The 21,630-nt window shown below is 65.9% G+C and carries 18 protein-coding genes and 1 tRNA gene; 8 read left to right on the forward strand and 11 right to left on the reverse strand.

Annotated features, from left to right (window positions below; all coding sequences use genetic code 11):
* Positions 1-136: 136 nt before the first annotated feature.
* Positions 137-1,660 carry a PAS domain S-box protein gene (locus tag GRF61_RS04250; protein WP_348982340.1) on the reverse strand — a complete coding sequence of 508 codons (1,524 nt, stop codon included), beginning with the start codon at positions 1,658-1,660 and terminating at the stop codon, positions 137-139.
* Between the two features lie 384 nt (positions 1,661-2,044).
* On the opposite strand from GRF61_RS04250, the gene GRF61_RS04255 reads away from it, so the two are divergent.
* From GRF61_RS04255 to GRF61_RS04265, 3 genes are all read left to right on the forward strand, one after another.
* Positions 2,045-2,593 carry a methyltransferase domain-containing protein gene (locus GRF61_RS04255; RefSeq protein ID WP_169149467.1) on the forward strand — a complete coding sequence of 183 codons (549 nt, stop codon included), beginning with the start codon at positions 2,045-2,047 and terminating at the stop codon, positions 2,591-2,593.
* Positions 2,594-2,639: 46 nt separating this feature from the next.
* Positions 2,640-3,092: a MarR family transcriptional regulator gene (locus tag GRF61_RS04260; RefSeq protein WP_169149468.1), complete on the forward strand. Its 453-nt coding sequence runs from the start codon at positions 2,640-2,642 to the stop codon at positions 3,090-3,092.
* Between the two features lie 104 nt (positions 3,093-3,196).
* Entirely contained in the window at positions 3,197-3,622 is a 426-nt protein-coding gene (locus GRF61_RS04265; protein WP_169149469.1) for an organic hydroperoxide resistance protein, read from the forward strand.
* A 43-nt stretch (positions 3,623-3,665) separates the two neighbouring features.
* Here GRF61_RS04265 and mnmH read toward each other — a convergent pair whose 3' ends face one another.
* A complete protein-coding gene (gene mnmH / locus GRF61_RS04270) occupies positions 3,666-4,733 on the reverse strand; it encodes a tRNA 2-selenouridine(34) synthase MnmH (RefSeq protein ID WP_169149470.1) in 1,068 nt (355 codons plus the stop codon).
* 39 nt (positions 4,734-4,772) lie between these two features.
* Here mnmH and selD point away from each other — a divergent pair, with 39 nt between their 5' ends.
* Positions 4,773-5,813, forward strand: coding sequence for a selenide, water dikinase SelD (gene selD / locus GRF61_RS04275; protein WP_169149471.1), 1,041 nt, complete (start codon positions 4,773-4,775; stop codon positions 5,811-5,813).
* A gap of 65 nt (positions 5,814-5,878) precedes the next feature.
* Here selD and GRF61_RS04280 read toward each other — a convergent pair whose 3' ends face one another.
* Positions 5,879-6,499, reverse strand: coding sequence for an arylesterase (locus GRF61_RS04280; RefSeq protein ID WP_169149472.1), 621 nt, complete (start codon positions 6,497-6,499; stop codon positions 5,879-5,881).
* Between GRF61_RS04280 and GRF61_RS04285 the strand changes: the two genes are divergently transcribed.
* The gene (locus tag GRF61_RS04285; protein ID WP_169149473.1) at positions 6,483-7,199 is read left to right on the forward strand and encodes an ABC transporter ATP-binding protein; all 717 of its coding nucleotides are present in this window, start codon (positions 6,483-6,485) and stop codon (positions 7,197-7,199) included. The two genes, GRF61_RS04280 and GRF61_RS04285, sit on opposite strands and share 17 nt — an antisense overlap.
* A 20-nt stretch (positions 7,200-7,219) precedes the next feature.
* On the opposite strand, the gene hpnE is transcribed toward GRF61_RS04285, so the two are convergent.
* From hpnE to hpnC, 3 genes are read right to left on the reverse strand one after another with little or no spacing between them, the layout of a single operon-like run.
* Entirely contained in the window at positions 7,220-8,530 is a 1,311-nt protein-coding gene (hpnE, locus tag GRF61_RS04290) for a hydroxysqualene dehydroxylase HpnE (RefSeq protein WP_169149474.1), read from the reverse strand.
* 4 nt (positions 8,531-8,534) lie between these two features.
* Complete coding sequence (hpnD, locus tag GRF61_RS04295; RefSeq protein ID WP_169149475.1) at positions 8,535-9,368, reverse strand: presqualene diphosphate synthase HpnD; 834 nt, start codon at positions 9,366-9,368, stop codon at positions 8,535-8,537.
* Between the two features lie 58 nt (positions 9,369-9,426).
* Positions 9,427-10,290, reverse strand: a complete 864-nt coding sequence (gene hpnC / locus GRF61_RS04300) for a squalene synthase HpnC (RefSeq protein WP_169149476.1) — start codon at positions 10,288-10,290, stop codon at positions 9,427-9,429.
* A 60-nt stretch (positions 10,291-10,350) separates the two neighbouring features.
* Here hpnC and GRF61_RS04305 point away from each other — a divergent pair, with 60 nt between their 5' ends.
* Genes GRF61_RS04305 through GRF61_RS04315 form a run of 3 tightly spaced genes read left to right on the forward strand, consistent with a single transcriptional unit; the run spans position 10,351 to position 14,617 of the window.
* Positions 10,351-11,025, forward strand: a complete 675-nt coding sequence (locus GRF61_RS04305) for an ABC transporter ATP-binding protein (protein ID WP_169149477.1) — start codon at positions 10,351-10,353, stop codon at positions 11,023-11,025.
* Entirely contained in the window at positions 11,022-13,511 is a 2,490-nt protein-coding gene (locus GRF61_RS04310; RefSeq protein ID WP_169149478.1) for an FtsX-like permease family protein, read from the forward strand. Before GRF61_RS04305 ends, GRF61_RS04310 begins: the two co-directional genes overlap by 4 nt.
* Positions 13,511-14,617 (forward strand): carotenoid 1,2-hydratase, encoded by a 1,107-nt coding sequence (locus GRF61_RS04315; RefSeq protein WP_169149479.1) that lies wholly within the window; start codon positions 13,511-13,513, stop codon positions 14,615-14,617. Before GRF61_RS04310 ends, GRF61_RS04315 begins: the two co-directional genes overlap by 1 nt.
* Positions 14,618-14,629: 12 nt before the next feature.
* On the opposite strand, the gene GRF61_RS04320 is transcribed toward GRF61_RS04315, so the two are convergent.
* The 5 genes from GRF61_RS04320 to GRF61_RS04340 all read right to left on the reverse strand — a co-directional run bounded on the left by GRF61_RS04320 (position 14,630) and on the right by GRF61_RS04340 (position 21,526).
* Positions 14,630-16,666: a diguanylate cyclase gene (locus GRF61_RS04320; protein ID WP_248281102.1), complete on the reverse strand. Its 2,037-nt coding sequence runs from the start codon at positions 16,664-16,666 to the stop codon at positions 14,630-14,632.
* Between the two features lie 220 nt (positions 16,667-16,886).
* Positions 16,887-18,881 (reverse strand): TonB-dependent receptor, encoded by a 1,995-nt coding sequence (locus tag GRF61_RS04325; protein ID WP_248281103.1) that lies wholly within the window; start codon positions 18,879-18,881, stop codon positions 16,887-16,889.
* A gap of 89 nt (positions 18,882-18,970) precedes the next feature.
* Positions 18,971-19,055, reverse strand: a tRNA-Leu gene (locus GRF61_RS04330).
* Between the two features lie 183 nt (positions 19,056-19,238).
* The gene (radA, locus tag GRF61_RS04335; protein ID WP_169149482.1) at positions 19,239-20,606 is read right to left on the reverse strand and encodes a DNA repair protein RadA; all 1,368 of its coding nucleotides are present in this window, start codon (positions 20,604-20,606) and stop codon (positions 19,239-19,241) included.
* Positions 20,606-21,526 carry a LysR substrate-binding domain-containing protein gene (locus tag GRF61_RS04340; RefSeq protein ID WP_169149483.1) on the reverse strand — a complete coding sequence of 307 codons (921 nt, stop codon included), beginning with the start codon at positions 21,524-21,526 and terminating at the stop codon, positions 20,606-20,608. The genes radA and GRF61_RS04340 overlap by 1 nt, the downstream gene beginning before the upstream one ends.
* Positions 21,527-21,630: the final 104 nt, after the last annotated feature.

The raw sequence follows: 21,630 nt of genomic DNA on the forward strand, positions 1-21,630 counted from the left end.
GCGGCGCCGTACAGGAAAGCTGCCGGGCGCGCCTCGCCGTGGCGCGAATTGTACTGCAGTGCACCATGTTGCGTCCTGACAACGCACGCTCACGGTGCATTCCAACGGACTTGCCCGGCCTGCGGCCGTTCCCTGCTCAACTTCCCAGCGTGAAATAGAAGCGCGCGCCCTGTCCGGGTTTCGACTCCGCCCAGATCAGGCCGCCGTGGCGCTGGATGATGCGCTGTACGGTGGCCAGGCCGATGCCGGTGCCGCTGAACTCCCCACTATTGTGCAGGCGATGGAAGGGCCGGAACAGGTTGGCGGCGAAGGCCATGTCGAAACCGGCGCCATTGTCTTCCACGCAGAACACGCGGCGATCGCGCTCCCGCTCGGCACGGAAGGAGATGCGCGCCACCGGCTGGCGGGCCGAGAACTTCCAGGCGTTGCGCATGAGGTTCTCGATGAGGACGCGGGCCAGCGTGCGGTCGGCGGTGACCATCAGCCCGCGGGTGATTTCCACTTCGACGATGCGCTCCGGCTCCTCGGCGCGCAACTCGTCGATCACCTGCAGCGCCAGTTCGGAGAGGTCGAAGGTTTCCTTGTGCAGGGACTGGCGGGTGAGGCGGGCCAGTTCGATCAGCGCATCGATGAGATGCGCCATGCGCTGGGTGGCCTTGCGGATGCGCTCGATGTGGCCGCGGGAAGCCTGGTCCAGCGCGCCGTCCAACTCCTCCTCCAGGATGCGGGCGAAGCCGTCGATGGCGCGCAGCGGCGCACGCAAGTCGTGCGACACCGAGTAGGAGAAGGCTTCAAGCTCGCGGTTGGACGCTTCCAGTTCGGCGGTGCGCAGCCGCACCCTGGCCTCCAGCTCCTGGTTCACATTCTTCAGCGTCAGCTCGGCGACCTTGCGGGAGGAGATGTCGTCCAGCGTGCCGGCCAGGCCCTGCGGCATGCCGTCCATGTCGGTGACCGGCCGGCCGGCGGCCTCTATCCAGCGAATCTCGCCTTCGCGGGTGCGCAGGCGCAGCTCGCAGTTGCATTCAGGCAGTTCGCCATTGCCGACCTTGGCCAGCTTGGTCTGGGCTTCCTCGCGGTCGTCCGGGTGCAGGAAATCCACCAGCGGCTTGCCCAAGCTCTGTTCGACGCGATAGCCGCTGATGGTCTGCCAGAAGCGGTTGAGGAAGGTGAGGCGGCCGTCGGGATCGGTGCGGAAGATGACCTCATTCACCGACTCCACCACCTCCGAATAGCGCTGCTGGCTCTCCTGCAACGCGCGGGCGGTCACGATCCGCTCGGTCACATCGCGGCCTATGCCGTGATAGCCGAGGAAAGTGCCCTTGCGCATCAGCGGGCGGCCAAGCAGCTCAAGGTGGTGGATGCGGCCATCCGCGCCGCGCAGCGCCAGCGTGCGGGTGACCGGCTCGCGTTTTTCGATGCGCTCCCGGTAAGTGATCCAGGTGGCGGAAGTGGCGTCCACCCAGGGCAGTTCCCAGGGACGCAAGCCGATCAGGTCGGCCGGCACCAGGCCGGTACGGTTGCGCAGGCCCTCGCCGACCCGGGTGTAGCGATGCGAGACATCGGTGCTCCATGACCAGTCCGAGGCCAGGTCCACCAGTTCCGCGAGCGCGTGGGGATCGCCTTCCTCGCCCACCCTGGCTGCGGTACGACGGCGATCCACCAATAAACCGAGCGCGATACCCGTCAGCAAGGTCAGGAGAAACAGGAGATAAGACCACATCATCGCTACGGGGAGGAAGGCCTTGAGAGGCCGGCCCGGGCAAGCGCTGCATCCACCTGGCTCGCCGTGCCGGCGCGTTATCGATTCAGTATCCAGTGCCCGCGCGAACCGGGCCGCCATCTCTATAACATAGTTCCAGCCCGGTCGGGACGATCCCCGGCCAGTGCAACGGGCGGCTCCCGCAGCCGAGGCGGCGGACGGGCTTGCTAGAATCCAGGCGCTTCCCGGCCTGGCGCCGGAATCACCCGCCGGCGGCCTTCTCTTTCCAACAGGGCTGGCGCCGCCAGCTCCCGAGTTGCGCCCTTCCTTTCCGAGGATTGCTTTATGCATACCAGCCTGGCCACCCCTTCGCCCTGGGTGACCCGCTTCGCCCCCTTGATCGCCGCCGGCGGCGAGGTTCTTGATTACGCCTGCGGCGGCGGGCGGCATGCCCGCTGGCTGGCGCAGCGCGGTTTCCGGGTGGAAGCGGTCGACAAAGACGGCGTGGCGCTGGAGTTGCTGCAAGGCGTTCCTCACCTGCACACCTGCCAGGCCGATCTGGAGCAGGCGCCCTGGCCATACGGTGGCCGCCGCTTCGATGCGGTAGTGGTATGCAACTACCTGTTCCGGCCGCGCTTCGATCTCATGCTGGCGATGCTGTCCCAGGGCGGGGTGCTGATCTACGAGACCTTCATGCAGGGCAATGAGCGCTTCGGCAAGCCCAGCAACCCGGATTTCCTGCTTGCGCCGAACGAGTTGCTGGCGCGCCTGGGGCAGGGCTGGAACATCGTCGCCTTCGAACAAGGGGAAGTGGAGACGCCCAAGCCAGCGGTGATACAGCGCGTCTGCGCGATCCGGGGCGAGGGCAGGGAGGCGGTCAAACTCGGTCGATGACACGAAAAATTTGCTATTTAATCGCGCACGATATAAATTGCCCACCATGACAACAGCGGAAAAGACCACACCCTCGCTGCTTCTCGATCACCAGCTTTGCTTCGCGCTCTATTCCACCGCGCTGGCGATGAACAAGGTGTATCGCAAGTTGCTGAAGGATCTGGACCTGACCTATCCCCAGTACCTGGTGATGATGGTGTTGTGGGAACGTGATGGGGTGACGGTTTCCGAGATCGGCGAACGCCTCTTCCTGGATTCTGCGACCTTGACGCCCTTGCTCAAGCGTCTCGAAGCGGCCGCCCTGTTGAGCCGGCAGCGGGCCGCCAGCGATGAGCGCCAGGTCATCATCACCCTGACTCCGGCAGGGCGGGCGTTGAAGGAGAGGGCGACCGCAGTGCCGGCAGGGGTGTTGTGCGCCACCGATTGCGAGCCGGACCAACTGCTCGGCCTGAAGAATGAGCTGGAAAGCCTCAGACGCAAGCTGATGCGCAGCAGCTAGATTTCGATTTTTTTGCGCATTTAACTAGCGCGCTATTTAATAGCGTTTAACAACCCCGGCTCATACGCATGGTGCCGGTTCATCCCCCTAGACAGGAGTTCGTCATGTCCATCGAAAAAGTCCTCTACCGCGCCGCTGCAACCGCCACTGGCGGCCGTGACGGTCGCGCCCAGTCCTCCGACGGCGTGCTGGACATCAGATTGACCACGCCGCGTGAGCTGGGCGGCGCTGGCGGAGAGGGAACCAACCCGGAGCAGCTTTTCGCCGCCGGCTATTCGGCCTGCTTTCTAGGGGCCCTGAAATTCGTCGCCGCGCGGGAGAAGGTGGCGCTGCCGGCGGAGGCCAGGATAGAAGGTCAGGTCGGCATAGGCGCCATCCCCACTGGTTTTGGCATCGAGGTGGAACTTCGAATCTCGCTGCCGGGCGTGGACGCTGGCGTTGCTGAGGACCTGGTGAAGAAAGCGCACGTCGTGTGCCCGTACTCGAATGCCACCCGCGGCAATATCGATGTGACGCTCACGCTGGTCTGATGCACCCCACTGGCCGGGCCAGGCGCCTGGCCAGCGGTCTCAATCAGCCGGCAGGGCCCTCGCCGAGCCGGGCGACGAGGATGTCCTCGGCCAGGCGGGCAATGCCGGCAGCCGAGAGATCATCGGTGATGAAGCGCGGCGCGCTGGTGAAAGCGCTGAAATGGCTGGCCTGCGAGCGCCGGTAGAGCGGGTCGTAGTGCAGATCCATCAGTTCGCCGAAAAGCTGCGGCAAGGCGCGGGCCTCGGCCAGCGCCAGCCAGCGCGAGATGGTCTCCTTGCTCTGCAGTTCCTTCAGCCGTTCAAGGCGGGCCTGCAGGGCGCCCACATCGTCACCCAGATAGGCGTAGTCCCTCACGAGAAAGGCCAGACGGGCATCGCGGCTCGCTTCCAGCACGGCACAGGGCGCCGCACGCATTGCCCGCACCAGCGCTTCCGGCAGCTGGATACGGCCGATCTTGCGGCTTTCGGCCTCCACGAACACTGGGCGGCCCGCATCGAATCCTCGCATGGCATGATGCAGCAAGGTCTCGAAGGCCTTCTGGCCAGGCTGTTCTGTGCCTGGAATGGCCCCCAGCACCGAGCCCTTGTGCTGCGCCAGCGCTTCCAGGTCCAGCACTTGCGCGCCGCGGCCGGCCAGCGCTTCCAGCACCCGCGTCTTGGCGCTGCCGGTAGGGCCGCAGAGGACGACGAAGCGCAATACCGATGCCAGCCCGCCCACCCCCTCGATGACGTGGTTGCGGTAGGTCTTGTAACCGCCTTCCAGCTGGCAGGCATCCCAGCCAACCATGCGCATCCAGGTGACGAAGGAGCCACTGCGCATGCCACCGCGCCAGCAGTACAGCAACGGGCGCCAGTTCTTCGGCTTGTCGGCAAGGTGGCCGGCGAGGTGGCGGGCGATGTTCTCCGCCACCATTGCGCCCCCCACCCGGCGGGCTTCGAAGGCGGAGACCTGTTTGTACAGGGTGCCGACGATGATGCGCTGCTGGTTGTCCAGCACCGGCAGGTTGATCGCGCCGGGGATGTGGTCTTCGGCGAACTCGGCCGATGTCCGGGCGTCGATGATCTCGTCAAAGGAAGACAGCTGTGCTACGGTCGCAACGCCTTTACGCATACTTTCGGGCGCCGGTTCCGGCTTCCCCGCCTCGTTCTCATGGATCAAATCAAACTCACCCAATTTTCCCACGGCGGCGGCTGCGGCTGCAAAATCGCGCCCGGTGTGCTGAGCGATCTGCTCGCCCGCATGCCGGCCGGCGTGCTACCGGCAGACCTGCTGGTTGGCACCGACACTGCGGATGACGCCGCGGTCTATCGCCTGAACGACCGCCAGGCAGTAGTCGCCACCACCGATTTCTTCACCCCCATCGTCGACGATCCCTATGACTTCGGCCGCATCGCTGCGACCAATGCGCTGTCCGACGTCTACGCCATGGGCGGCACACCCATCATGGCGCTGGCCATCGTCGGCATGCCGCTGGACAAGCTGCCGCCGGAGGTGATCGGCCGCATCCTGGAAGGCGGCGCCTCCGTCTGCCGGGAGGCCGGCATTCCGGTCGCCGGCGGCCATTCCATCGATGTGCTGGAGCCCATCTACGGCCTGGTCGGCATCGGCGTGGTCGATCCGGCGCGGGTACGTACCAACGCGGGCGCGCGTGAAGACGACGTGCTGCTGCTGAGCAAGCCGCTGGGTGTGGGCATTCTCTCCGCCGGGCTGAAGAAAGGCATCCTGTCGCCCGAGGGCTACGCCGAGATGGTGAAGTGGACGACGACGCTGAACCGCGTCGGCGCGCGCATGGCCGACATCGATGGTGTGCACGCGGTTACTGACGTCACCGGCTTCGGCCTCGCCGGCCACCTGCTGGAGATGTGTCGCGGCGCGAACCTGGAAGCACGGCTGGAGTTCGACCGCCTGCCGGTCATCGACGAAGCGCTGCGCCTGGTGCGCGACGGCGTCGCCACCGGCGCCTCCACCCGCAATTGGGCGAGCTACGGCGCTTCGGTGGCACTGCCGCAGGATGCGGAGGAGTGGAAACGCAAGCTGGTCACCGATCCGCAGACGTCCGGCGGCCTACTGATCGCCTGCGCGGAATCCGCGGTGGCGGAAGTGCAGGCAGCTATCGAGGAAGTGCAGGGCGACAGCAGCGCCGTCATAGGCCGCATGGCGGCGGGTGAGGCGAGGGTGGTGGTCGGCTGAACCGACCGAGACTTTCTTGAAGAGGCGCCGAAAGGCGCCTCGGTGTTTTTTTTTGCCCTTAGCCCTTACTTTGCGGCGCGGGAGCCAAGCAAGGGCTTCAACCCTTGCCACACGGTTTCCAGGATGGCGGACTGGGCAGCTGCAGTCGGGTGCGCACCATCGGCCTGGAACCATTCGGCCTTGTCGGCGAAGCCTTCCAGCAGGAAGGGCACATGGGCGATCTTCTCGCTGCCCGCGACATCAACGAAAGCCTGGCTGAAGTTGCGGGTGTAGGCGGGACCGTAGTTGGGCGGCATCTGCATGCCCACCATCAGCACCCGGGCGCCGGCGGCCTTGGAAGCCTGCACCATCGCGCGCAGGTTATCCGCCATCAGCGCGGGCTTCAGTCCGCGCAGGCCATCGTTGGCACCCAGTTCAAGGATGACGATGTCCGGCTTGTGCCTTTGCAGGGCGGCCGGCAGGCGGGAGCGGCCACCGGCGGAGGTCTCGCCGGAAACGCTGCCATTGACGACCTCGTGGCGGAAACCTTCCTGCGCCAGGCGCGTCTGCAACAGGGTGGGCCAGGCCTCGCCGCTCTTCAGTCCGTAGCCGGCGGAGAGGCTGTCGCCCCACACCAGGATGGTTGCCGCTTGCGCGGAGCCAGCAAAGACAACGAACAAGAAGGTCAAGATGGATCGCAGCGGCATTGAGTTCTCCATTCCGGTCATCGAAGTCGAGGGCCTGGGCAAACACGTTCCCATGGCCGACGGTCAAGGTGAGTTGCACATCCTGCGCGACGTCAGCTTCAGCGTGCGCGCGGGAGAGTCGGTGGCCATCGTCGGCGCCTCCGGCTCGGGAAAATCGACCTTGCTGGGATTGCTCGCCGGACTGGATGTTCCCGCCAGCGGCACGGTGCGCATCCAGGGCAGCGATCTTTTCGCCCTGGACGAGGACGCCCGCGCGGCCCTGCGCGGGGAGGCGGTCGGCTTCGTCTTCCAGTCCTTCCAGTTGCTGCCGGCGCTGACCGCGCTGGAGAACGTGATGCTGCCGCTGGAGCTGGCCGGTGCGGACAACGCCGCCACCCAGGCGACGCAATGGCTGGAGCGGGTTGGCCTCGGCCCGCGCCTGCGCCATTACCCCAAGCACCTCTCCGGCGGCGAGCAGCAGCGAGTGGCCCTGGCCCGTGCCTTTGCCGCCAGGCCGCGGCTGCTGCTGGCGGACGAACCCACCGGCAACCTGGACGCCGAAACCGGCCGCGCCATCGTCGAGCTGATGTTCTCTCTCAACCGCGAGGCCGGCACCACGCTGCTGCTGGTGACCCACGACGAAACCCTGGCCAGCCGCTGCGACCGCGTATTACGCATGAGCGCCGGCCAGTTGAGCGAGGCGGTGGCGGCGAGCCACTGAAGCCCAGGCGCGGTGGCCGTTCAGCCGCCGCGCTCCAGCTGGCCCCAGACCCCTTCCGCGCAGGCCACGCCGGATCTCACGGCGGACTCCAGCGTCGCCGGGTATTCCGAATCGATGTAATCCCCGGCCAGCCACAGACCGGCAAGCGGCGTCCGTATGCCAGGGCGGAACACGCCCGGTCGGCAGGCGATGGTCGCCCGCTTCTCGACAATGGCCTGCGACCAGATCGGCGCGGGCAGCCGGCGGCCGAGTTCCCGTTCCAGCTGGGCATGCACCGCCAGGATGAGCTCATCCCGCGGCAGCGCCTCGTGCGCGCCATGGGCGCTGATGACGCAGGCGATCAGCCCGTCCCGGCCGCCCAGGCGGCCACGGTCGAAGGCCCACTGCGCCGGCCCCTGCGACAGGCCGATCATGCTCTCCGGCAGGTGCTGGCCCGGTCCGAGGGCCAGGTAGATGGTGACGATGGGCTCGTGCGGCAACTCATCGATCTGCTTCGCCAGGCGGTCGCAGGCGCCGGTGGAGGCGAGCAGGGCGCCCGCATGGTAGGGCGCGGTGGCCAGCACCACCTGGCGCCAGGGCTTGCCGCCGGGGTCGCCCTCCAGCAGGAAACCTTCCGGGGTGGGCCGGATCGCCTCGATGGCGTTGCCGGTGCGCAGCCGGCCCCGCCGGGTGGCGAGGTAGCGTGCCGCCGGTACCGGAAAGAGCTCGGAGAGATCCACCCGCGGGATCAGCAGTTCGCTGGCTGCAGCATCCGCGGCGAGCGAGTCGCGCAGCACGTTGACGAAGACCTGGGCGGAGGCGTCCTCCACCGGGGTGTTCAGCGCGGCAATGCACAGCGGAGCCCAGATCAGTTCGCACAATAGCGGCGACTGCCGATACTGCCGCAACAGCCCTTCCACCGTGGTGCCGGGCGCGACCTTGAAGCCCGATTTCTTCAGCCCCTGCATCAGCCGCAGCATGGCGAAGCGCTCGCCCCAGCCCAACCCGCGGGCGCGCAGGATGCCGATGGCAAGATGCAGCGGCGCCGGCAGCCCGGCCGCGGCACGCAGATCCAGCCGGCCGGGCACGTGCAGCGTGAGCGGCAGGTGCGTCAGCTGCTTGGGCGTACCGCCGGTGAGGCGCAGCAGGCGGGTGAGTTCGCGATAGGCGCCGATCAGGATGTGCTGGCCGTTGTCCACCAGCCATTCGTCCTTGTGCACCACCCGGGCGCGGCCGCCCAGGGTGTGGGAGCGCTCGAACACGGTGACGTGCACGCCGCGCCGCGCCAGTTCGACGGCGCAGGCCAGGCCGGCGTAGCCAGCGCCGATGACTGCGGCGGTCGGGGCACTCATCGCTTCAGCCCTTCATCCAGGTCCAGCCAGCCAGCCAGACCTTGCGCAGCGGGGTCAGCGAGGTGCGGCGATCCAGCACCTTGAAGCCGTCGGCGGCGATCTCCTTCAGTAACGCGCGGTAGATGGCGGCCATGATCAGGCCGGGGCGCTGTGACTTGCGGTCGCCGGCCGGCAGCTGGGCGAAGGCTTGATCGTAGAACTGTTCGGCGCGCTGGGCTTGGAACTGCATCAGCTCGCGGAAGGCGTCGCTGTAGCGGGCCTCGAGGATGTCCTTGGCCGGCACGCCGAAGCGTTGCAGGTCTTCGATCGGCAGGTAGATGCGGCCACGGCGGGCATCCTCGCCGACGTCGCGGATGATGTTGGTGAGCTGGAAGGCCATGCCCAGGTCGTGAGCGTACTTCAGGGTCTGCCTGTCCTTGTAGCCGAAGATCTCGGCCGCGAGCAGGCCGACCACGCTGGCGACCCGGTAGCAGTAGAGCTGCAGGCCCTTGAAGTCGAGGTAGCGGGTCTGGCTGAGGTCCATCGCCATGCCGTCGATGATCTCCAGCAACTGCTCGCGCGGCATGGAAAAGCGGCTGCTGACGTCCTTGAGCGCGTGGCCCACCGGATGCGTCGGTTCGCCGCCGTGCACCCGCTCCACTTCTTGCCGCCACCACTGCAGCTTGGTTTGGGCAAGGGAGACGTCCTTGCACTCATCCACCACATCGTCCACCTCGCGGCAGAAGGCGTAGAGCGCGGTGATGGCCTGGCGCCGTTCTGGCGGCAGGAACATGAAGCTGTAGTAGAAGCTGGAGCCGCTCTTGGCGGCCTTGTCCTGGCAATAGTCGTGCGGATTCATTCGGGTTGGCCGGCGCGGGCGGGGGGCGCGGCGGAACAGGTGGAAGGGGAGGCAGAGGTCATCCTTGTCCTTGTGCATGGGTGCTGCCGGGCGAGCGCCGCCGGGAGAGCAGCGCGCGCCAGCCTATGCGCAGCCAGTCTGCGCGGCCGAGCTCAGGGCGGCGGCGGAATACGTCATAGCCGACAGCTTCGATGCCTTCCAGGATGCGAAGCCCGCCGTGCACGATGAGGCGCAGTTCCCAGCCGATGCGGCCGGGCAGGCGATGGGCCAGGGGGGCGCCCTGCAGCATCATTTCCCGGGCCCGCCCGACCTGGAAGGCGAGCAGGGCACGCCAGCGCGCATCGCAGCGGGCGTCGGCGATGTCGGCCTCGGTGACGCCGAAACGCGCCATGTCGTCAGCCGGCAGGTAGATGCGCGGCTTGCGCCAGTCGATCGCCACATCCTGCCAGAAGTTGATGAGCTGGAGCGCGCTGCAGATGCGGTCCGAATCGCGCAGGGAGGCTTCGTCCGTCGCCTCGTAGAGATGCAGCAGCAGGCGGCCGACCGGGTTGGCGGAGCGGCGGCAGTAGTCCAGCAGTTCGGCGAAGTCGGCGTAGCGGATCTTGACCACATCCTGGCTGAAGGCATCCAGCAGATCGTACAGCGGCTGCAGCGGCAGCCGGTGGTCGGCGACCGCCTTGCCCAGGCGCGTGAACATCGGCGCCAGCGCCCCTGCGGCGGGCGGTTCCTGGCGGGCGATGCGATCCAGGCCATCGCGGTAAGCCCGCAGGCCGGCGAGGCGGATTTCGGTTGTCGCCTCGCCCTCGTCGGCCACATCGTCCGCGCCGCGGGCGAAGGCGTAGATGGCCTCCACCGGTTCGCGCAGGCGCGCCGGCAGGAGCAGGGAAGCGACGGGGAAATTCTCGTAGTGATCGACGGGCATGCGGTTGGCGCGGCAGGGCGGCCGGAGTATAAGCGAAGGTTTCCGACAAAACTGCCCTGCATGCTGGAAATCTCTCGCCTTTCGAAACGCCGGCCGGGCGATACCGAACGCAGCCTATTCAGCGGCCTGGAACTGCGCATCGCCGCCGGCGAATGCGTGGCGGTGGTGGGTGAGTCGGGCTCCGGCAAATCCACCTTGCTGAACTGCCTCGCCGGCCTGGAGCCGGTGGACGGCGGCGAGCTCCGACTTGGCGGCACCACGCTCACCGGCCTGGACGACGACGCTTATGCCCGCGTCCGCCGCGAACGCTTCGGCTTCGTGTTCCAGGCCTTCCACATCCTGCCGCACCTCACGCTGGCGCAGAACGTGGCGCTGCCACTCTGGCTGCTGCAGCGGCCCGCCGCCCAGGCCGAGCGGGAGGCGCTGGCGATGCTGGAGCGGGTGGGGCTGCGGGATCGCGCGGATGACTGGCCGGCGGGCCTCTCCGGCGGAGAACAGCAGCGCGTCGCCATCGCCCGTGCGCTGGTGCACAACCCGCAACTTGTGCTGGCCGACGAGCCCACCGGCAACCTGGACCCCGCTCGCGCCGACGACGTCCTGGACTTGCTGCTGGCCCGCATCCGCGACAGCGGCGCGGCCGGCATCCTGGTGACGCACTCGCACCGCGCCGCAGCACGCTGCGATCGCATCCTGCGCCTGAGCGAGAGCGGCCTGCTGCCGGCGGACGAGGGATGAGCCCGGTCCTGCCCCGCATCTTCCTCGCCAGCCTGAAGCGCCGCCGGCTGGCGAGCGCGCTGTCCTTGCTGGCGATCGCGTTGGGGGTGGCACTGGGGCTGGCGGTGCAACTGATCCACGACGCCGCGCTGGGCGAGTTCGGCCGCGGTATCCGCCAGCTTGCCGGCGGAGCGGACCTGCAAGTGATAGGCCCGCGCACCGGCTTCGACGAGCAGTTGTATTTCCAGCTGGCGCAGCGCGCCGAGGTCGCAACGGCCAGCCCGGTGGTCGAAGTGGATGCGCGCATGCCTGGCCGCGAGGGCACGCTCAGGATCCTTGGCATCGACGTCTTCCGCCTCGCCGGCATTCAGCCGGAGCTGATGCCCTCCGCCGAAGGCAATGACACCTTCGCCACACTGCGCCCGGAAGCGGTTTTTCTCAGCGCCGCCGCACGACGGGAGTTTCCCGGAAGCGCCGAGCTGATGCTGCAGTCCGGCACCGCGCTGCAGCGTCTCCGCATCGCCGGCGACGTGCCGGGCGCTGCCGGCCAGATGCTGGGGGTGATGGACATCGCCGCCGCCCAGGAACGCTTCGGCATGCTGGGCCGGCTGACGCGCATCGACCTGCGCCTGGCGGACGGCTCGAACAGGGCGCAGGCAATGCGGGCGCTGCAGCCGCTGCTGCCTGCCGGCGTGGTCCTGCGCCCTGCCGACGCGGCGGCGGGTGAGGCCGGCGTACTGTCGCGAGCCTATCGGGTCAACCTCACCATGCTGGCGGCGATCGCCTTGCTCACCGGTGGTTTTCTCGTCTTCTCCAGCCAGTTGCTGTCTGTCGTCCGACGCCGCCGGGAATTCGCCTTCCTGATGGCGCTGGGAATGACACGGCGCAGCCTGATGCGCGGCCTGCTTGCAGAAGGGGCGGTGCTGGGCCTGATCGGCGGAACCGCCGGAGTAGCGCTGGCCTACGGGCTGGCTGCACTCGCCTTCCGTTTCGTCGGCGCAGACCTCGGCGCCGGCTATTTCTCCGGCCTGAGGCCAGCGCTGGCCTTCTCGCCATTGGCCAGCGCGGCCTACCTGCTGCTCGGCGTGCTCGCCGGCGTGGCCGGCACCTGGGTACCGGCGGCTGCTAGCCTGCGCATTCCGGTAGCACGCGGGCTGCATGCGGGCGAGGGGGCGAGCGAGGCCCTGGTCGCGCGCGCGCGTCCGACGGCCGCGGCGGGCTTCTTGTTGGCGGCTTTCCTTCTGTGCCAGTTGCCGCCCTGGCAGAGCGTGCCCGCAGGCGGTTATCTGGCGATTGCCTGCCTGCTCGTCACCGCGGTGCTGCTGGTGCCGGTCGCAACACATCGACTGACCACGCTGCTGCAGCCGCGGCGCTCGCCAGTCCTCAGGCTGGCCACCGCAAGGCTGGCTGCGGCGCCCGGCCAGGCGATGGTCGCCAGCGCCGGCGTGGTCGCCAGCGTGGCATTGGCGGTGGCGATGGCGATCATGGTCAGCTCCTTCCGCTCGTCGGTAGATCACTGGCTGGATGCGGTGCTGCCGGCCGACCTTTATGTGCGCGCTTCCCTGGGCAGCGGCAGCGGCTTCCTCACCCCGGCGGACGTCGCCCGCATCGCAGCCGTGCCGGGCGTGGCCTCGGCGGACGCAGTCCGTGCCGACAGTGTGCGGCTGGACGCCCAACGGCCCGCTGTCACCCTGATCGCTCGCGCCGTCCATGGCGGCTGGGGTTTGCCCCTGGTCGCCGGCAGCCTGACCTACGAGGGCAACGGACAGCCGGCGTGGATCTCGGAGGCGGTGGCGGACCTGCACCGGCTCACCGTCGGGCAGCCCCTGGAGTTGCCGCTGGCCGGGGAGCCGCAACGCTTCGTGGTCGCCGGCATCTGGCGGGATTACGCGCGACAGAACGGCTCGGTGGTGATCGACCGCCAGCACTACATCCAACTCACCGGCGACGAGCGGATAAACGACCTCGCCCTGCGGCTGGCTGCCACGGCCGCCCCCGGCAGGGTCGCGGCAGACATACGGCAACACTTCGATGCAGACACGCTGGAGATTGCCGTACCGGCTGAAATCCGGCGCATCACCCTGGCGATCTTCGACCGAACCTTCTTCATCACTTACCTGATGGAAGCGGTGGCGGTGCTGATCGGCCTGTTCGGCGTCGCTACCACCTTTGCCGCCCTGAGCACCTCCCGCCGCGGCGAATTCGGCATGCTGCGCCATCTGGGCATGGCGCGGGCGGACATTGCCCGGCTGCTGGCGATGGAAGGGGCCTGGACAGCCGGGGTGGGCGTCCTCACCGGCATACTGGCCGGGCTGGCGGTAGCCTGGGTCTTGATCGAGGTGATCAATCGGCAGAGTTTTCACTGGAGCATGGATTTCCATTTGCCCTATTTGCCAGTGGCCGCCTTTGGCAGTGGCTTGGTGGTGCTCGCCGCAGCGGTCGCGGTGCTAGCCGGGCGCCGGGCGATGAGCCAAGCCGCGGTGCGCGCGGTCAGGGAGGACTGGTGATGAGGCGGCTGGTTGGCATGCTGCTTGGAGTGGCCGTGCTGATGCATGTCGGAGCCACGAAGGCGGCAGGCCTTGAAGGGGAGGGTGCCCCTTATCCCGAAGTCCATCCTGGTCGCAGCTTCAGCTTCCCGGCGGATCTGGGCGCGCACCCCGCCTTCCGCACCGAGTGGTGGTATGCCACCGGCTGGCTGGAGGACGAGTCTGGCCAGACGCGCGGCTTCCAAGTCACTTTCTTCCGGGTGCGCAGCCGCATCGGCGAGGGCAGCGCGAGCCGGTTCGCTCCCAGCCAGCTGATCATCGCCCACGCGGCCCTGGCGGACGCAGGGCTGGGACGCCTGCTGCATGCTGAGCGCAGTGCGCGGGCGCAGCCGCCGCTGGCGGGAGCGGAGGAGGGCCGTACCCATGCCTGGATAGGCGACTGGCGCTTCTCCTTCGAAGACGGTCGCTATCGCGCCACCGCTCATGACCCCGCCTTCAGCCTTGACCTCGAATTGCATCCGGAAGGCCCGCCGCTGCTCAATGGCGAGGCTGGCTACAGCCGCAAGGCCCCCGCACCGCAGCACGCCAGCTATTACTACAGCCGCCCGCAGTTGGAGGTTGCCGGGGAGCTCACCCTCGCCGGCAAACGCCGCGCGGTGAAAGGCCACGCCTGGCTGGACCATGAGTGGTCCAGCGAAGTCATGCCGGCCGATGCAGCCGGCTGGGATTGGGTGGGCCTGAATCTGCTGGACGGCGGGGCGGTAATGGCCTTCCAGATGCGCGACCACGCGGGCAGACCCTTGTGGACCGCAGCAACCGTGCGCGAGGCGGGTGGTGAAACGCATCGCCTGCCGCCACAAGCGGTGAGCTTCCTGCCCGGAAGGCGCTGGCTCTCGCCGCGAACCGGTGCCGAATATCCGGTGGAGTGGAGCATCAGCCTGCAACTGCCCGGCGGGCACCGCACGCTTGATCTTCGGCCCTTGATGGACGACCAGGAACTGGATGGCCGGCGCTCCACTGGCGCGGTGTACTGGGAGGGCGCGGTAGCGGTTACGCGGCAGGACGGCACCACGCTGGGTCAGGGCTATCTGGAAATGACCGGCTACGCCAACCGGCCCCGCCTGTGACGCGGGGAGCGCTCAGATCGGCAGCGGCGGCACCGGCAGGCGCCATTCTTCGATGGCCTGCGGCAGCGCTATCGCCCGCCCTTGAGCATGGCTGAAGCCAAGGTCCGCCAGGCTGTCCAGCCAGAATGCCTCCTCCACCTCGGAGGCAATGGCGTTGATCCCGAGGACAGCTGCCATGCCGCAAAGCGCCTGGCTTAGACGGTAGCCGGCCTCGAGACCGTAGGCCTCCACCAGCCCCTTGAAGCTGATCTTGATGTAATCCGGGCGCAGCTCGCTCAAATACCCCACCTTGTTGCCATCCACCCGCTCCAGTGCAACCCGGTGGCCGGCCCGGCGCGCAGCCTCCACCAGCTTGATGCTGGCCTCAGGCTGCTGTTCGGCAATGGAAATCGGGAACTCCAGCAGGACCTGCCGGGGCAGTAACGCGTGCCGACGCAGATGATTGCCGAGTTGGGCGAGGTAAGTAGCCGCATCCAGGATGGACGCCTCGCTGAGATTGAGCCCGAAGCTGAGCGTGACGCCGCGGCCGATCTCCCGCTGATGCCGGGCAATCGATGCGCAAGCATGCGAGGCCACCCAGTCGTCAAGATCCACCGCAGTGCCGCTCAGTGCAAACTGGTGCAGCGAAGCCTGCGGTGGGTGAGGGCGCCCTTCGTCGTCCGCCAGCCGCAGCAGCACCTCGAGCAAGGGCTCCTCGCTGCCGCACAGTGGCAGCACCGCCTGGGCATGCAGCATCAACCGATCCCGGACCAGGCTGCCGACGGGCACCGGCGTGAAATCGCTCCGAGCTTCATGCTCGGTGTTGCTGCCCGAGGCGGGGTCATGCTCGACGATGCGGTTGCGGCCATTCTTCTTGGCTGCATAGCAGGCCATGTCCGCGGCGGCGAGTACGTCGGAAGCACTGTCCAGGCTGCCGTCGATGCGGATCAAGCCGATGCTGGCCCCCACCGAGAAGTGCTTGCCGTCCCACTGGAACCGGTAGCTGGCCACCGCCTCCCTCAGGCTTTCCGCGATGCGCTGGGCGTCTCCGCCCTGGCAGCGGCGCAGCAACAGCGCGAACTCATCGCCGCCAACACGGCAGACCATGTCCTCGTTGCGCACCCGCAGGCGAACGATGCGAGCGATGTGGCGGAGCAACTCGTCGCCCGCCGCATGGCCACAGCTGTCATTGACGATCTTGAAGCGGTCCAGGTCGATGAAGCACAGCACGCAGTTGTCACCCGCCCGCCGGGAACTGGCGACAGCCTCTTCCAGCGCTTGCTCGAAAGCACGGCGGTTAGGCAGATCGGTCAAGGGATCGTGCAGGGCCTGATGGGCAAGCTGCGCGGTGGCCGCATCCACCTTGGCCTGCAAGGTCTTGTGGGCGTCCTCGATGGACCGGGCCATGGCATTGAAACCCGTCTCGAGGGCGCGCAACTCGTCACTGGAGGCACTGTCCTGCACGGTAACGTCCAGCCGGCCACCGGCGATCTGGGTAACAGCCTCCACCAAGCGTGCCACCGGCTCGCCCACCGAGCGGGCCAACCTCAGCGCAAGTGTGGCCGTGAGCGCAAGGCCGAAGGCGACCAGAAAGATGGTGCTGAGTACGACTTCCGTCTTACGTTGGGTCAGTGGATGGGTGTCCATCTCCACATGCACCCAGCCCACCGGGGCGGAACTCGCGGCCGGGGCACCGCCGGGCAGCAGCAGGTCATCCAGGTCCAGGGGTGCCGGCTGTACCGGCACGACGACCGCAAGGCGCCCTCCTTCGGGGAAGTAATCCTGTGTCCTGCGCACCACTACGATCTGGGCGTTGTCCAGCGGCGTCAAACGGCCGCTGACAGCCAGCACACGGCCTTCGCTGCCGTACACCGCGGCGGCGACTACATCCCGCTGACCCAGCGCAGCCTGAAGCAGGCTGCCCAGGCTGGCCCGATTGCCAGTGATGACGCCATATTCAGCCGCTGGCGCGAGAAAGCTCGCGATGCCGATACCGCGCTCGCGCAGACCTTCGTCCAGCGCGCGAGTACCACTGATGAGGAACAGGACTGTGACCGCACAGGTGATCAACGCTGCCGGCAATAAAGCCACCAACAGTACGCGCTGCCTGAGCGAAAGTGAGGAAAACCGCCTCAACACCTATCCTTGATCCCGCAAATGAAAGCATGCCGCCCAGCCAGGTGCGTGACCTTTGAGGAGGGCGGTGGGAAAGAGGGGGCCAAGACTGCCACCACGCAAGAGAAACGAGCCTCTTACCGTCGCAACCACACTTCAGCAGCTAAGGTCCGCTTTACCAGCCCAACCGTAACGACGCGAAAATGCGCGGTTCATGACGGAAATTCTCCTCGTGGAATTCAGGATAGGCGCCCCCAAGGCTTTGCGCAGTAATGGAGAACTCATTCTCCGACCCGGTCGCACCAAAGCCTTTTGCGAGCTTTATGTCGAAGCGGTCCCGGGCTGGCACCTTGCCACCGTCGTTGAGCCACGACATTTCACTATTGTGATAGTAACCGAGGCTGAAACGCCAGCGTTGTGGCAGTTCCTTGATCAGGAGCAGAGAAGTGAGGGAGGAGGGTGCGCTGTCCACCAGGCTGGCGTCAGGTACATAGCCATCCTCGCGGATCTTCACGAAAGCCTGGGAGAGGAGGGCGCGGCCAATGCCAGGGACTTTCCAGTCTATGCCCAGTTCGAGGCCATGCATGATGAATGCACCGCTATTCAAGAACATGAAGTTCCTGTCTGAACGAGGAGGGGTCGCGAAGTTCTCGGGCGGAGGGACTGGACAGAGCCTCCGGAGACTGCTGTAGCTGCATGTTTGGTCATCGAGATAACGCGAGTAGCGCTCATGAAAGTAGCGCGTATCGACATTAAGTCCCAAGGCCGGGAAGCGGGCCAGATAGCCGATTTCACTGTAACGCACCTTCTCCGGTTCGACTTTGAGGCCGGCCCGATAGAAGACCCTCAAAATTTCGCCATTGTTCTGCAGGGTTTCAAACGAATCCGACTCCATGAATGACGGCGCTCGATAGGCTGTCCCAGTCGAGAGCCGGAGAGCTGAGGTTTCGGTCAGCGCGAAATTGAGGGCCAAGCGAGGCGAGAACAGGGAGCCACTGTAATCATGCCGCTCGAAGGTTCCACCCGCGTTGATCGAAAGCGCCTGTAGTGGCTGCCATGTCACGCTGCCAAAGGTCTGCCATTGACGGGCGACGATCGTCCTGCCTGTGGAGAAGTAGCGCTCGGACTCCGCAGTGTCACGGCGAACTCCCGCCCCGACCAAGACATGCCAGTGCGGATTAAACCGCTTGGTTAGCTGAAGCTCGAGATCGTCTCTGGTGGTGTCTATGTCACCATTTGCCGGAACCCGCGGATCATTTCCCTCACCTGCCAGCCAATCCCCACGAACGCTACGTCCCTGGTGGTAATACTGGAGAGAAAACTCCGACTCCGCATCGAAACTCCGTACCCAGGCAAGATGCAGATAGTTTTCCTCCAGCTTCTCGGTGCGGATCGGATAGTTGTTCGCGCTCGCAGCGGGATAACCACGCCGATCGACACCGGCAGTCGCGCCGAACTGCAAGCGGATGGAGTCCTGCGGCGAAAGGTGGGCCGAAAACTGGGAGTTCAGGACCTTGCGGACGATGGACTCGGACGATTGATCGTCATGGCTGCGGAAGTTGTCCGCGGTACGCCTGGAAGCAGTGATGCGCCAGTCGAGGGGCGTGCCGCCTTGGCTGTTCAGCCGGACCCCCACGTCGCGGATGTTCGGCTCGCCGAAACGTGCGATGAACGCAGCGCCGCTTTCGCTCGCCGTCGCACGGGTGATGATGTTCACTACGCCCTGGAACGCGTTTGCCCCATAGGCCGCGCCGTTGGGGCCACGTACGACTTCGATGCGCTCGATGTCATCGACACGTAGCGGAATATCTTGCCAATTTACGTTGCCCCACAACGGATTGTTGATGGTCCTTCCATCCACCAGCACCTTGATCCTGCGTCCGTAGGCGTCGCCCACACCATGATTGGCGATGGTCGGCGAACCATCCGGCCAGTCGGCGACGAGGAACCCCGGCGCGAGACGAAGAATGTCGTGGATTTCGGTAAAACCAGAGGCGTCTATGGCCTCGCGGTCGATGACCGTCACCGGCGCAGGAGCATCCAGCGGGGACTGGGCCATCCGTGAAGCGGTAAGGACGATGGGCAGATCGTCAAAAAAGAGATCTGAGTCCGTCTGGCCCCAACCGGAACTGGAGACACCTGTCCCGATGGCAGCCAGCAGTGCGCCCATCCCGAGTTGCCGCCGTCGCATGATGGGGCCAACCCTCCCTGTGGTATTCGTTTCTTCTTCTTGTCCTGCAGGACGTATCACAGCGATTCTGGTGCGAGGGAAGAGACTCGAACTCTCACGCCTTACGGCGCTGGAACCTAAATCCAGTGCGTCTACCAATTCCGCCACCCTCGCATCAACGCGCCAGCGTTGAGGCCGGCGCGAATTATACATCGGGCCACTTCAGCAAAAGCTATGGAAAGAGTCATAGCCGATACACAAGCTATTTCGGTCAAACCAAAAACCGCGATAATTTGTATTATGTAAACTTTTAAGCAAGGTAGCTCCCGGCAACTTCCAGGCGGACCGCCATGCGTCTTAACCAAAAATCTCCGTCGAAAGCGCTTCTTCCAACCGATCCACCGCGAACACCCGCATCCCTTCCACCGCCTGTTTGGGCGCGTTCGCCTTCGGAACGATTGCTGAGGTGAAGCCCAGTTTCGCTGCTTCGCGCAGGCGCTCCTGGCCCCGCGGCGCCGGCCGGATTTCACCCGCCAGCCCGACCTCACCAAAAATGGCCAGGCCCTTGTCCAGGGGCTTGTTCTTGAGCGATGACACGATGGCAAAAAGGATCGCAAGATCCGCCGCGGGCTCGGATATCTTCACGCCGCCCACCGCATTGACAAACACGTCCTGGTCGAAGCAGACGACTCCCGCGTGCCTGTGCAGCACCGCGAGCAACATGGCCAGCCGGTTTTGCTCCAGGCCGACGGATAACCGGCGTGGATTAGGCGTATGTGCACTATCCACAAGCGCCTGGATTTCCACCAGCAAGGGGCGCGTTCCCTCCTGGGTAACCAAGACGCAGCTGCCTGGCACCTGCTGGCTGTGCTGGGAAAGGAAAATGGCGGACGGATTGGAGACGCCTCTCAACCCCCGCTCGGTCATGGCGAAGACCCCGAGTTCATTCACCGCCCCAAAGCGATTCTTGAACGCGCGCACCAGGCGGAAACTGGAATGGGTATCGCCTTCGAAATAGAGGACGGTATCGACGATGTGCTCAAGCACCCGCGGGCCTGCCAGCGTCCCATCCTTCGTCACATGGCCGACGAGGATCAGGGCGGTGCCACTTTGTTTGGCGAAGCGCGTAAGTTGGGCCGCGCACTCCCGCACTTGGGCGACGGAACCTGGCGCCGACTGCAAGGCCTCGGAGTAGATGGTCTGGATGGAGTCGATCACGGCCACCCGAGGTTTCGCGGTGTTCAGGGTCGCCAGGATGCGCTCCAGATTGATTTCAGGCAGCAACTGCAAACCTTCCGTGCGAACCTGCAGGCGCAGCGCTCGCAACGCAACCTGCTCGCCCGATTCCTCGCCGCTCACGTACACCACTGGATGCTGCCCGGCCAGCTGACACAGTGCCTGCAGCAGCAGCGTCGATTTGCCTATCCCGGGATCACCCCCGATCAGCACGACACCGCCGGCAACCAGCCCTCCGCCAAGCACCCTGTCGAACTCATCGATGCCGGTGGGTGTGCGAGGCTCTTCCCTGGGCTCCAGCGCGGAGAGGGGCTGAAGCTTGCCGACGTTGCCGGCCAGAGCGGCGAAACGGCCGTTGCCGCCTCCCCCCTGCTCCACCACGCCTTCCACCAGAGTATTCCACGCCTGGCACTGGGGGCACTGGCCCTGCCAGCGTAATACCTGGGCTCCGCATTCAGTACAGATAAAGGCCGTCTTGGTCTTTGCCATCACTCGATTCCCGTTCCGCCCTGGGCCATGCGGGCGAACTCTTCGCAGGCATGGTCGGCGAAGGTCGTGATCAGGCGGGAGCGGAATTTATCCCGTGGGGTGATGACTTCCAGCGGCGTATAAAGCCGGGGGTCGAGCGGAATGCCGGCCAGTCTCCCTTCACGGATGTCGCGGCGAATGGCTGCGCCGGACGCGATCGCGTAGCCCATGCCTTCCGCAGCCAAGTGCTTGACCGTAGCCAGGCTGCCCAACTCGGCAGTGATGTTGAGTTCGGTCGTCGAAATTCCAGCTGCTTCGAAAAACTCCTCTGCCAGCTCTCGTATCGCGTTGCCGGGGTCCCGCGTGATGAAAGGATGCTCCAGAAGATCCTGCGCCTTGAGCGCGGAAGCGCCCGACAGTGGATGGCCCGGCTGACAGATGACCAGCAACTCATCGCGAGCCGCGCTGCGCCGTTCGATGGCGGGTTGGTCGGTGACGATCTCGATGAGCCCGATATCCAGCTCGCGGGCAGCAACCCGATCTTCGGTCAGTTGGGAGTTGCCCACCGCCACGCGTGGAACCACCCTAGGGTAGCGGCGTTTGAAGCTGTTGAGCAGTGGTGGAAGCCAATAGGCGGCAATCGTGGTGCTGGTGCCAATATTGAGTACACCCGAGAGTTCATCCGTCAGCTCGGCGACCCGCGACTCCAACTCTTCGCTCAAGCCCAGAATGCGTTCAGCGTAAGCGAATACCAGCTCGCCCGCGGGGGTGAGGCTGATCTTGCCGTGGCCGCGATCAAGCAGCCTGGTGTTGTACTGCTCCTCCAGTTGCTTGATCTGAAAGGTAACGGCGGGCTGGGTCATGAAGAGATGCTCGGCAGCCCGGGTAAAGGAGCCGTGCTTCGCCACGGCATGGAAGACTTGTAGTCTGCGGTCGGCCATGTTCTCGATAAGCTGGTTTTATTGTGCCAATTACATCACAAATCCGCGGTGATCGAGTCAATGGCTGAACTTCCCCTTGTGCCGCGGCACAACACGCTTTCTGG

The organism is Azoarcus sp. TTM-91, from assembly GCF_012911025.1.
GTDB lineage: Bacteria > Pseudomonadota > Gammaproteobacteria > Burkholderiales > Rhodocyclaceae > Azoarcus.

Coding starts and splice junctions, on each gene's coding strand:
- hpnD (WP_169149475.1), bottom strand. CDS start 9,368: ATGAATCCGCACGACTATTGCCAGGACAAGGCCGCCAAGAGCGGCTCC.
- radA (WP_169149482.1), bottom strand. CDS start 20,606: ATGGCAAAGACCAAGACGGCCTTTATCTGTACTGAATGCGGAGCCCAG.
- GRF61_RS04280 (WP_169149472.1), bottom strand. CDS start 6,499: ATGCCGCTGCGATCCATCTTGACCTTCTTGTTCGTTGTCTTTGCTGGC.
- GRF61_RS04315 (WP_169149479.1), top strand. CDS start 13,511: ATGAGGCGGCTGGTTGGCATGCTGCTTGGAGTGGCCGTGCTGATGCAT.
- GRF61_RS04305 (WP_169149477.1), top strand. CDS start 10,351: ATGCTGGAAATCTCTCGCCTTTCGAAACGCCGGCCGGGCGATACCGAA.
- GRF61_RS04310 (WP_169149478.1), top strand. CDS start 11,022: ATGAGCCCGGTCCTGCCCCGCATCTTCCTCGCCAGCCTGAAGCGCCGC.
- GRF61_RS04265 (WP_169149469.1), top strand. CDS start 3,197: ATGTCCATCGAAAAAGTCCTCTACCGCGCCGCTGCAACCGCCACTGGC.
- selD (WP_169149471.1), top strand. CDS start 4,773: ATGGATCAAATCAAACTCACCCAATTTTCCCACGGCGGCGGCTGCGGC.
- GRF61_RS04325 (WP_248281103.1), bottom strand. CDS start 18,881: ATGGGCGCACTGCTGGCTGCCATCGGGACAGGTGTCTCCAGTTCCGGT.
- GRF61_RS04260 (WP_169149468.1), top strand. CDS start 2,640: ATGACAACAGCGGAAAAGACCACACCCTCGCTGCTTCTCGATCACCAG.
- hpnE (WP_169149474.1), bottom strand. CDS start 8,530: ATGAGTGCCCCGACCGCCGCAGTCATCGGCGCTGGCTACGCCGGCCTG.
- hpnC (WP_169149476.1), bottom strand. CDS start 10,290: ATGCCCGTCGATCACTACGAGAATTTCCCCGTCGCTTCCCTGCTCCTG.
- mnmH (WP_169149470.1), bottom strand. CDS start 4,733: ATGCGTAAAGGCGTTGCGACCGTAGCACAGCTGTCTTCCTTTGACGAG.
- GRF61_RS04285 (WP_169149473.1), top strand. CDS start 6,483: ATGGATCGCAGCGGCATTGAGTTCTCCATTCCGGTCATCGAAGTCGAG.
- GRF61_RS04255 (WP_169149467.1), top strand. CDS start 2,045: ATGCATACCAGCCTGGCCACCCCTTCGCCCTGGGTGACCCGCTTCGCC.
- GRF61_RS04340 (WP_169149483.1), bottom strand. CDS start 21,526: ATGGCCGACCGCAGACTACAAGTCTTCCATGCCGTGGCGAAGCACGGC.